The sequence below is a fragment of the Thalassobacillus devorans genome (assembly GCF_900176565.1).
Lineage (GTDB): Bacteria > Bacillota > Bacilli > Bacillales > Halobacillaceae > Thalassobacillus > Thalassobacillus devorans_A.
In genome coordinates, this window is sequence record NZ_FXEH01000006.1 from 1,226,879 (window position 1) to 1,238,559 (window position 11,681).

The 11,681-nt window shown below is 41.6% G+C and carries 11 protein-coding genes; 2 read left to right on the top strand and 9 right to left on the bottom strand.

Going from position 1 to position 11,681, the window contains the following annotated elements; genetic code table 11:
- The first annotated feature begins 89 nt into the window (after positions 1 to 89).
- The gene (locus B9Y67_RS17090; RefSeq protein WP_085508589.1) at positions 90 to 395 is read left to right on the top strand and encodes a hypothetical protein; all 306 of its coding nucleotides are present in this window, start codon (positions 90 to 92) and stop codon (positions 393 to 395) included.
- Between the two features lie 41 nt (positions 396 to 436).
- Positions 437 to 694, top strand: coding sequence for a DNA alkylation repair protein (locus B9Y67_RS17095; protein WP_085508591.1), 258 nt, complete (start codon positions 437 to 439; stop codon positions 692 to 694).
- A 37-nt stretch (positions 695 to 731) separates the two neighbouring features.
- Here B9Y67_RS17095 and B9Y67_RS17100 read toward each other — a convergent pair whose 3' ends face one another.
- From B9Y67_RS17100 to B9Y67_RS17140, 9 genes are all read right to left on the bottom strand, one after another.
- On the bottom strand, positions 732 to 1,091 hold the full coding sequence (locus tag B9Y67_RS17100) for a hypothetical protein (protein WP_085508593.1): 360 nt from the start codon (positions 1,089 to 1,091) through the stop codon (positions 732 to 734).
- A gap of 143 nt (positions 1,092 to 1,234) precedes the next feature.
- Positions 1,235 to 2,104, bottom strand: a complete 870-nt coding sequence (locus B9Y67_RS17105; RefSeq protein ID WP_085508595.1) for a CvfB family protein — start codon at positions 2,102 to 2,104, stop codon at positions 1,235 to 1,237.
- Positions 2,105 to 2,179: 75 nt separating this feature from the next.
- Positions 2,180 to 3,151, bottom strand: a complete 972-nt coding sequence (gene uvsE / locus B9Y67_RS17110; protein WP_085508597.1) for a UV DNA damage repair endonuclease UvsE — start codon at positions 3,149 to 3,151, stop codon at positions 2,180 to 2,182.
- Between the two features lie 112 nt (positions 3,152 to 3,263).
- On the bottom strand, positions 3,264 to 5,297 hold the full coding sequence (locus B9Y67_RS17115) for a catalase (protein ID WP_085508599.1): 2,034 nt from the start codon (positions 5,295 to 5,297) through the stop codon (positions 3,264 to 3,266).
- Positions 5,298 to 5,408: 111 nt separating this feature from the next.
- Entirely contained in the window at positions 5,409 to 6,188 is a 780-nt protein-coding gene (locus tag B9Y67_RS17120) for an SDR family oxidoreductase (protein ID WP_085508600.1), read from the bottom strand.
- Between the two features lie 14 nt (positions 6,189 to 6,202).
- Positions 6,203 to 7,741: an FAD-dependent oxidoreductase gene (locus B9Y67_RS17125; protein WP_085508601.1), complete on the bottom strand. Its 1,539-nt coding sequence runs from the start codon at positions 7,739 to 7,741 to the stop codon at positions 6,203 to 6,205.
- Between the two features lie 62 nt (positions 7,742 to 7,803).
- A complete protein-coding gene (locus B9Y67_RS17130; RefSeq protein ID WP_085508602.1) occupies positions 7,804 to 8,799 on the bottom strand; it encodes an LLM class flavin-dependent oxidoreductase in 996 nt (331 codons plus the stop codon).
- 32 nt (positions 8,800 to 8,831) lie between these two features.
- A complete protein-coding gene (locus B9Y67_RS17135; protein ID WP_085508603.1) occupies positions 8,832 to 9,212 on the bottom strand; it encodes a PadR family transcriptional regulator in 381 nt (126 codons plus the stop codon).
- 334 nt (positions 9,213 to 9,546) lie between these two features.
- Positions 9,547 to 11,529: a S9 family peptidase gene (locus B9Y67_RS17140; protein ID WP_085508604.1), complete on the bottom strand. Its 1,983-nt coding sequence runs from the start codon at positions 11,527 to 11,529 to the stop codon at positions 9,547 to 9,549.
- Positions 11,530 to 11,681: the final 152 nt, after the last annotated feature.

The following is an 11,681-nucleotide window of genomic DNA, read 5'->3' on the forward strand; positions in this document are numbered from 1 at the left end:
TTCCTTTTTTTTATCGACGTTGAAATAGTTGTGATGTATTTGCAGGAGTAGATATAATGAAACTACCATGATTAAGGGAGCATGATTACATGAACCAGAAAGAAATCGAAGAACAAATCATCCGTAATTATCAGCAGGATGAAGAAATGATGATTCTAGTATTTGCCCAATGGTGCATCAATAATGATTTAGATCCAGTAAAGGTTTATGAGAGAGCTTATCCAAAGCAGCCGAAGAATGATGCTTTAAATCACGCAGTGGAATTGACGGTCCCTAAAAAGGAATCAGAAGACATCCTGGATGAAACGTTACTTGGAGTCCTTTCTTTATTCGGTAACGATGATCTTGCTTTTGTTGTCAGTGAGGAAATGGAAAAACGAAAAAACAATTCATAATACACTTCCCCTTGGAAACAATAAGGGTGGAGGTGGTCAGCATGTCTAACCCATATTTGTGCCCGAATTGTAAAACCAATCGTTCAAGATTCAATCTGATTCAGCAGGTACCTTCCCACGTCAAACTGGATCCAGGCACAGGCATCATCATGGAAGAATATACAGATGAAAACCTGGATGCCTTTCACTTAAGCTACAAAGGACCAGAAAAGAAGGTGCAATGCGGATCGTGCGGATTAATTGAAGACGAAAAAACGTTTATTAAATTTGCCGAACATAATCCTAGAAAACCCCAGTAAAAAAGAAGCATGCGCAAGAAATTGCGCATGCTTCTTTTTAATAAAAAAATGGAAATAATAAGCGTCTAATATAGAAAAACGGGTAGCGAACTCTACGGAATCTTCGTAATCTTCGCGGATAACCATAAAACCCGCCATATGGGTAGCCTCCATATCCCCCGCCAAAACCACTATAACCGAATTGTCTCTGGTCATCCATGTCGTCACCTGCAGGTACCAGCATATAAACATTATCTTCGTCCGTACCGTCGATGATCCCTTCTACAAGCGAACCATCTGACATTTGAATTTGAACAAAATAATAATTATGGGTCTGGCAAAGATCTTTTACCTCTGCCGCGTTGTTTCTATCCCATTCTTCCTCTTCCAACATTGGATATCCATGATAATTATACATTTATCCAACCTCCTCCCACAGGCAGGATATGCAGTTTACCGGTTATTTGTGAACATGATTTAACTCAGAAGAACTCGCCAGTCATCATTTTAAAGCAAAAAAAATGACGATACCTTATAAAACGGGCATCGCCATGAAAACAATCATTGATTCATTGTATCAGTCAGAATTGTTTTTCCATTTTGTTGAATCACTTTTCCTTCTTTCATCAGTTTCCCTACGGCGCGTTTGAATGCTGACTTACTGATACGAAAGGTTTTACGGATTTCTTCTGCATCACTTTTATCATGAAAAGGAATGCTTCCTCCTCTTTCAATTAAATACTCAAGAATTAAGTCCGCATCTTCTTTCATACCTTCCTGCTTTAATGGTCGCAAGGAAACATTGATTGATCCATCCTCTTTGACATCTATCACCCTGCCGGTCACTGTTTCACCGACACGTGGCTCTTCTTTACGTTCTGTCGGATGAATGAAACCGCGGTATCCTTCTTCTGTTAACAGGAAAGATCCTGCCTTGGTGGAACGGTAAATCCTTCCTGTGATGTCTTTCTTTAATAAAGAAACTGGCGCAGGTTCCAAATCTTCCTGAACCTCACCTTCTGTTATTGGTTTAGCGAGAAGACGTCCTTTTTTATCTACTTCCAGACTGACGAATAACCAATCACCGACTTTCGGCCACACGTTCTCTAAAAGCGGAAGGTCGTCGATCGATACAAGTATCTCCTTTTGTATACCAATATCCACAAACACACCTAAATTTTTGACTACTTCCACCACTTCCACCCATCCATATGTTTCCGTATCTGCTTCGGGCATGGTCATCGTCGCTAGGATATTTCCTTTTTTATCGTTATAAAGGAACACTTCAACTTCTTTATCGAGTTCAATATCTTCACTTGCCTGATCGTTTGGCAGCATGACTTCCTGGCTGCCATCTGTCACGATGAAACCTTCTGTTTTTTTCTTTTTCACCATCAAGTTTTGAATAGTACCGATTTTAAGATTACTCATAGTTTGTATTTCTTCCCTTTCCTCAGCTATGCTGATATTCATTATAGCTTAATCGGCTATGTGAAAAAACTTTTTCTATTTATCTACCCATATAAAAGAAGCTATACTCTTCATTTCAATGTCTGCACGCATGCTTAAATCTTCTGCCAAACGGAATAAAGCCTGATCTTTCTCCTTTGCTTCAATCATACAATCAAGTTGCGGAACTGTTCCATTCACAAATTCAATAAACTTCATGAACATGAGAGGATCTACAAAATCCGCATGACTTTTGAACATTTTATCACTTTTCGGGCTGGAAATGTGCATTTTAGCTGGAAGCGGTGAGGCTTTCCATGTACCCAGAACACGACTCCAATGATTTGTCCACTTTTCATCTTTATGGTTGGCTAAATGGTGATGCAGATCAAATACAAGCGGAATATTGAGTTTTTCACATACATAAAGGCAATCTTCAAGTGTAAAAGACTTATCGTCATTCTCCAGAATGATCATTTTCTGAAGGCTGGACGGAACCAGCGCCCAATTTTCAATAAAGTTTTCCAGTGCTTGCTCTCTGTCCTGGTAACGACCTCCTAAATGTAACACACACCTGTGAGTTGGATCGATTCCCATGGCATGAAGTAGTAAAAAATGATATTTCAATACCCCCATCGCACGCTGGAAAACTTCCTTCTCCCGGGTATTGATTACCACGAAGTGATCCGGATGAAAATCGACACGCATATCATGGGCTTTTGCATAATCGCCAATAGCCTTTAAATCATTTTTAAGGGCTGTAATATACCGCCACCCTCTTAAACCCTCGTGGGTGGCTAACGGTATAAGCCGGGAACTCATACGAAAAAATTTAATGTCATGCGCTTCATTGTGCTTCAATAATCGTAATGTATTATGTAAGTTGGAGCGGGCGATTACTTCTAACCTATGGATAGCTGCCTCCTCGTCTGACAGGGTGCGAAACCGGCTATACGTCATCGTTTGAGATGGTGAGGCATTTTCAAGGATCTTACTCATAGCTACATAGCCGAGCTGAAATAATGTCATTCTATTCACCTTCTCCATATAAGTACGGTTAGTTTGTTCCACACGCTTCGCTTATATGTAAATGAAAAATAAACAAGGGGGAGGATTCTCCTCCCTCTCTTCTGCACTATTTTTAAACGATTTCACGGTCCCAATGACGGTGCTCAGCGATAGCTGCAACAAATTCTTTCACATAGGATTTCAGGTCATCATTGATGACAACACCAAGACCATCTTCAATTTCTGCTTTCTTCAGTAAATCGACACCTTCATGAGTCGCACCAATTGGCTTATAGTGAGCAAATGCTTCTTTCAGGAAGTATAATGCATCCTGTTGGAACTTTTTATCCATAGACTTACTGCCTGCAGCGTAGAGTGCATCAAATAATACAGACTCACCAGTCAGGAACGTATGGTCAGCTTTCAGTTCTTCTCCATCGGTACCTTTGACAGTTCCTAGCTTATTACTGATGATTTCCGGCTCTACTTCTGCTTTTTTCAAAGCCTCAATCACTGAAGTGACTTCTTGGCCATTGAAACCTTCCGCTACAATAACACCTACTTTCCGTGTGTGTGGTAGCTTGTTTGTGTTTTCCTGGCTTAAAGCAGGAGAAGCTTTAGTGACATTGGATCCTCCCTCATTCGGCACTTCGACACCTACGTTCTCAGCAACTTCCTGGGCCAATTCCAGGCTTACATTAGCGAACATATTAACCACTTGCTGCTGGATGTCTTCACTGGAAAGCTTACCTAGTTCGAAACTGAAAGCTTCCTTGATATGTTCTTTTTCCGGGTCGCTCATACTGTTCCAGAATAAAGTGGCTTGTGAGAAATGATCCTTGAAACTGTCGCTTCGCTTACGGACTTTCCTACCTTCCACTTTTTCCTGATAATGCTCGAAACCTCCCTCTTCTGGAGATGATGTTGCCGGAGTATTATCAGCCATCGAGTTTTTGTGATAAGCTACCGGGCCTTTATTAATCGTCATACGATTATAGCCATCCCGTTGATTATTATGGAACGGACAGACAGGACGGTTGATCGGAAGCTCATGGAAGTTCGGGCCGCCGAGGCGGATTAACTGTGTATCCGTGTAAGAGAACAGTCGACCTTGCAGCAATGGATCGTTAGTAAAGTCGATACCAGGTACTACATGGCCTGGGTGAAAAGCAACCTGTTCGGTTTCAGCAAATACGTTATCAACATTTCGGTTCAACGTCATTTTTCCGATTTTTTTAACAGGTACGTCTTCTTCCGGCCAAATTTTAGTAGGATCCAATATATCAAAATCAAAATTGAATTCATCTTCCTCTTTGATAATTTGGACTCCTAGTTCAAACTCTGGAAAATCACCTTTTTCAATGGCGTCATACAGGTCTCCGCGATGGAAATCAGGATCTTTACCGGAAATTTTTTGCGCTTCATCCCAGACAAGCGAATGGGTACCCAATACCGGCTTCCAATGCCACTTGATAAAGTGCGCCTCCCCTTTGTCATTCACGAAGCGGAATGTATGCACACCGAATCCTTCCATCATACGGAAACTTCTAGGGATCGCACGATCGGACATCGCCCACATCACCATATGTGCGGACTCCTGGTTATTTGCTATGAAGTCCCAGAACGTATCGTGAGCAGTCGCCCCCTGTGGCATTTCATTATGAGGCTCCGGCTTTAACGCATGGACTAAATCAGGGAATTTGATGGCATCTTGAATGAAGAAGACAGGAATGTTATTTCCTACGAGGTCAAAGTTACCTTCTTCCGTATAGAATTTCGTAGCAAAGCCGCGGGCATCTCGGACTGTTTCCGCAGAACCTTTAGAACCTTGCACCGTAGAAAAACGGACAAATACTGGTGTTGTTTTGGATGGGTCCTGTAAGAAATCTGCTTTTGTATAATCTTTCATTGATTCATACGGCTGGAACTCCCCATGGGCTGCGAAGCCACGGGCGTGGACAATACGTTCCGGAATACGTTCATGGTCAAAATGTGTCATCTTTTCACGGAAATGAAAGTCTTCCATCAACGTGGGTCCGCGTTCGCCGGCCTTTAAAGAAAATTCGTCTTCAGAAACTTTTGTACCTTGGTTGGTGGTCATTTTTTTATCTCTATCATCGGTGCGAAACTGTTCTAATTGTTCATTCTTGCGATTTTCATTACTCATGTATAATTTCCTCCTTCTTTATGATATGTCAAAGCTTTCCTGTAATCTTCTTCCCTTGGCACCACTATGTAAAACATTTGTCGAAAAAAAGAGTACTCCTTGTTGAGTACTCTAACGTAATAGTGATTCTGCACCATCTATATAAACCTCTGTACCTGTGATGTGGCTCGAATGCTCTGATGCTAAAAAATATACAAGATCTGCTACTTGCTCTGGAGAACCTGATTTATGTTCCAGGGGCTGGCCCCCTTCTGGATATTCAACTGGAATATCTACTTTTTCCAAACTCTTTTCCTTTTCCGTATTCTGATCGATATTTGTATCAATGGCACCTGGGCAGATAGCATTCACGCGAATTTGGTAGCGAGCAAGCTCAAGTGCTGCCATTTTCATAAAAGCTACCTGACCTGCTTTTGAAGTTGCATAAGCGGACATGCCAATTCCCGAGAATGTTCGATTGCCATTTATTGAACTGGTAATAATGATACTTCCTCCCGAATCTTTCATATAAGGGATGGAGTGCTTCACAAATAAGAAACTGCTCTTTAAGTTGGTATGAATGGTTTGTTCCCAATCCTCTGTTTTCATATCTTCAATGGGGGCAAACGTTCCATTGATACCTGCATTGTCAAATACGACATCTATACTTCCCCAGCGAGTATGCACATCAGCAAGTCCTTCTTTTACACGCGACTCATCCGAGACGTCGATATCGTAGACTAATGCCTGCCCTCCAGCTGAAAGAATTTTATCTTGTACTTCTTTAGCCCTGTTCTCCTTTACATCCATTAGAGCGACCGCATATCCTTCTCCTGCCAGTTTAATAGCGGCTGCTTTTCCGATACCGGATCCTGCTCCAGTTACGACTGCTGTTCTTGATTCAGATTTCATAGACACCATCCCATCTATTTTTCATTGTCATTTGATATTTTCTCAAGCGGCTTAGTTGCAGGCCCTTCAATCACATTACCTTCTACCGTAAAGCGGGAACCATGGCAGGGACAATCCCAGGACCTTTCACTGTTATTCCAAGCTAAATCGCACCCCATATGCGTACAAGTGGTATCTACCAGGCTGACTTTTCCAGACTTATCTTTATATGCGCCTGCCCGTTTGCCATCCACCTTTACGATGGCTCCTTCATCGAACCTAAGGTCACGTAATTCCTTTTTATCTTTTGTAGGCAGCTTGCCTTTAACGAACTCTTTAGCCACATCCGCATTTTCTTTGGTAAAACTCTTCAACCCGGTACTATTATGGAACCTCGAGGGGGAATATAATTCCTCGAATGGATTTTTACGTTCCGTAATCAAGTCATGGATCACATCAGCTGCTATAGTACCCTGCGTCATTCCCCATTTGGCAAAGCCGGTGGCTACATAAATGTTCGGATTAGTTGAAGTGATGTTTCCGATGTAAGGAACAAGGTCCAGAGTACTCATATCCTGGGAAGACCAGCGATAAGGAATGTCCTGAATGGCATAGTGGTCTTTTGTAAAATTGACTAGATTGTTGTAATGCTGCCATGTATCTTCACTCTGACCACTTGTATGACCTTCTCCTCCCACTAAAAGCAGCGGTTCTCCATTAGTATCCCGGGCATTTCTTATGGAGCGTTTCGGTTCCTCCACATTCAAATACATGCCTTCTGGTACAGGTTGTTCTGTTTTAAAAGCAACAGAATAAGACCTTTCCACATGAAGTCTGGAGAAATAAAGACCATCAAAATCTTTAAAAGGAAAATGAGAAGCAATGACAACATGGTCGGAAGTGATTGTATTACCATCTGTAGTGATGACCTTTGGTTTATCTCCTTTTTCAATATCGACAGCACGAGTATTTTCAAAAATGTTAACTTGTTTCTTCTTCAGATAATCTATAAGGGGAAGCAGGTATTTCACTGGATGGAATTGTGCCTGGTGATGCATTCTGATAGCTCCAGATACAGGAAATGGCAAATCAGTATCATTTGTCATCTCGCCATCAATTTCCAGCTTTTCATAGATTTCTGCTTCTTTTTCTATTAGTTTCTTAGCTTTTTCTGTTTCCCCATATACAATAGCATCCTGGTAAGAAAAATCGCAGTCTATTTGCAGATCCTCCATATTCTTCTCAATTGCCTGCAGAGCGGCCATATTCGCCTGGTAATATAGCTTTGCTTTATCATCGCCTATTGTTTTCTGCAACTGTTGGTATATCAATTCATGCTGGGCTGAGATTTTGGCGGTCGTATAGCCAGTAGTTCCTTCTAAAACTCGGCCGGCTTCTACGAGTGTAACCTTGAAGCCTGATTGAACAAGCCGGTAAGCAGTAGTGATTCCGGCAATTCCGGAACCGACGACAGTAACATCAGTTGAAATATCCTCTTCCAATGGTGGGAAACTTTCTATGGACAAATCTCTCCAAAGAGATGATGCTGTATGTGGTATCTGTTGATCTCCCATAAATGATAGGCCCTCCTATAATATCGTTATAGGTACATACCCACATGGAGGAATTTCATGCATCAATCAAAGTTGATCTCAGCTAATAGTTCATAGGACCTTTGTTTAGCTTCAAAATCATAGATATTTGTTATAACTAGAAATTCTTCTGTTTGATATAGCTCCTGCAACCGCAATAGTTCCTGTCTTACTGTATCTGGAGAACCGACAATCATACGGTTACGATTCTTTTTAATTTTTTCGACTTCTTTAAGCGGGAACGTGTGTCTTTTCACTTCTTCTACAGGTGGCACCCTCGTATCCAGTCCTTTTTCCACTTGGAGCAGCCACATATCCAGACTTAAGGCCAATTGTTCTGCCTCTTCATCAGATCTGGCACAGACAACAAACACACAAACATTGGTACGTGGAGATTCTAACAGGTAGTTAGACTTAAAATGGGTAGAGTAGGTTTCTATAGCCTCTTCCCCATTACTTGGATCGATGAAGTGACCAAATGTGAAGCCTGTGCCATTATTGGCAGCATGCCGTGCACCCCTTGATGACAGGCCGAGAACCCACATTTCGGGATTTCCACCAGTATAAGGAGTTGCTCTTACGCCAAACGATGGATGATCCTTTGGTATATCACCACGGAGAAATTGTTGCAGCTCTTCTACTTGCCTGGGAAAAGCACTCAATGTCTTATTAACGCCGTCTGTCAATGCCATGCGAGTCTTTTGGGAGCCTCCGGGAGACCTTCCCAAACCAAGATCAATGCGTTCGGGAAAAAGTGCTTCCAGCACCTTGAAGTTTTCCGCCACCTTCAATGGACTGTACTGAGGTAAGAGCACGCCACCAGAACCTACGCGGATATGATCGGTAGCCGAAGCAATTCTGGCAATCATGATTTCCGGTGAGGAACTCGCCAGACCGTTCGTATTATGATGCTCGGCCAGCCAATATCGGAAATAGCCTAATTCTTCCGCTTTTTTCGCTAATCTGAGACTATTTTTCAATGTATCTTCGGCAGTAAAACCTTTAGAAATCGGTGCCTGGTCCAAAACACTTAACAGCATAAAGCTGACGCTCCCTTATCATCGTTGTAAGTTTATTTATATATTTCTTTCATGATCTTATTCAGTATGTCTAGCTGCTCTTCAAATAACAATTTATATCGTTTCTTTAACACATCAAATTCTTCTTTCCCTTTATCGGTAAGCGAATACCAATAAACTTTCTGCCGTTTACGATCATGGGATTTATAATCTTCCTTTCTCGATAACAAACCCTCTTCCGTCATATCATGTAACGTATCCAATAAAGTAGATGGAGCCGGTATCCAATTTGTAGTAAGCTTTTTAAATTCTTTCTTGAATTGTTCACTGATCATTGGAGGATGGACTTGCAGCAGGTGCATAATATAAAACTTTGTAAACTGCGCGGCAGTCATGTTTAATGCAAACTTCTTCGGATTATTTTTATGTGACATTTCTACACCTCTCCCCATCTATTGATAATTCTTTCCTCTATTACTAGATTTATCTTCTATTTTACAATACAATAGGCCTTGTGTGTCTATTTCAGCGCCTGTAGAAAAAACTTCCTTGATGATAAGAAATAAATTTCTAATTTAAAAAGTGTCCATAATACTGGCTTTATAGAAGAGGGTTTTGTAAGCTTGTTGCTAATGATGTTTTTTATATCAGTTCGGAGTTGCTACTAAGTTTCAAGTGGGAATTAATGGAGATTGACTTTAAAGATAAGGTTAACGGATCGAACAATCAGAACGTAAAAAAAGCCGGGAGCTCCGGCTTTTTTGTTTATTATAACTTCTCTTCGAACCAACGAAGCAAATGCTGCAACCGCTCCAGACGTAGCGATGGCTTCCCCGTTCTCGATAAATTATGGTCCGCTTCTGGAATCCGCACAAATTCCGTGTCTTTTTCCTGTCGTTTCAAAGCGATAAATAATTGTTCTGCCTGTTCAATGGGACACCTTAAATCCTGTTCGCTATGGATAATCAAGAGAGGTGTTTCTATCTCATCCACATAGGCAAGAGGTGAATGCTCCCACAATTTCTTAATATTGCGGAGATCTGCTTTGATTTGCCATTCACTGAAGTAATATCCGATATCACTCACGCCGTAAAAACTGATCCAGTTGGAAATACTCCGCTGGGTGACCGCTGCTTTGAATCGGTCGGTATGTCCGACAATCCAGTTGGTCATAAACCCGCCATAACTTCCTCCGGTCAAGCCCAGCCGCTGTTCATCAATAAACTCATACTTCTCCAGCAGATGATCGAGTCCATTCATGACATCCACATAATCATTACCACCATAGTCGCCTCTCACAGCATCGACAAATTCCTGATGATAACTATGGGATCCCCGCGGATTAATGTAAGCTACCATATAGCCCTGGGATGCCAGCCATTGCATTTCATGGAAAAAAGTATTGCCGTACATCGCATGTGGTCCACCGTGAACTTGATAAATCAACGGATAACGTTCCGTTTCATCAAACTCAATCGGTTTCATTATCCAGCCATGCACATCCCAACTATCAACACTCCGGTAGACGAATTCTTCTGGCTCTGAAATCTCCACATGGCTCAGCCACGCATCATGATAATCTGTCAGTTTCTGTTTTTCCTTTTGACTAACATCAAAAACGTAAAGCTCTCCTGGCTCAGTAGAGGTTGCGACTGTAGCTGCCACCTTGCCCGAGCTCACATCAAAGCCATAGATATGCTGCTGGCCATCCAAGATTTGCTTGATATTACCCGAGTCATTTCCTTCATAAAGGACAACATTACCATATTCACTGACAGGGAAATAAAAGGTTTCTTCATTTACCCATTGGACACCCGGCATCCTGGCTCCCTGTATTATGTCACCTGACATATAATCTCCTACGGGAAAATCGAGATCCTTCGTCGCATTTAATGTTTCTTCGCTTTCTTTATCAAAGACGAGAATATCAGGGTGGGAAGCATTCTTATAAACTTGCCCATGAAAAACGAAGGCAAACTTCCTTCCATCCGGAGACCATGCCCCGTCGGATACAAACCCTTTATCGGTTTCTATAATCGTGCTGGTTTTTGACTCTAAATCGTATAAAACCAGATCACTGTCAAACGAAAAATCCTTATTCTCCGCTTCATCTGCTGTATACATTAAACACTTACCCTCCGGAGACCAAGCCAGCAGACCATAATCATGCCCCGGTTTAGTAATGGTTTCGATTTCTTCTCTTTTAAGATCAATGATGCCTATTTGCTCGTATTCCTCAGAAAGAATACCTGCGCCGTCACCCTTATATTTCATCCTGTTAATCACTTTAACTTCTGGCTTGGTTTCATTGGTGTTCTCTTCTTCATCCGTTTTCTTATCAAAGGATTCATCCGGCTTTAAAGCGCCTTGGAATGCGATGCGGTTACCGTCAGGTGACCACTCAAAGTCACTCACTCCGTTAGGACAGGTTGTTATTTGTTTCGCTTCCCCTCCCGCTAAAGGGAGGACAAAAAGTTGACTGGCTTTGTTTCTGGTAGAAAGAAATGCAAGATAATCCCCTTTTGGGGACCATTGGGGCTGAATGTCTTTTTGTTCCCCATAGGTCCATTGATTCACCTGTTCACTCGTATTATCATAATAGAACAAATTAGATATGTATTTATCTTTATCTTTCTCCATATGCGTTTTAACGAAAATAATACCTTTCCCATCCGGTGACCACTTCGGATCTGTGATCGATTGGATGTTGAAAATATCTTCCTTTGTGACTGCCCGATTAGCGTCTGACATCGTTCTCCTCCTTTTGACCTGTTACTGCTTCCCCTGTAGTATGGATGCTTCCTTCTTATTATTACAAATTTTCTCATATTATTGTCATTTTCGAGTTACTCTCTTATATTGTTACAAAAATCGACACAAATAACCCCCATAGCTATGTAATA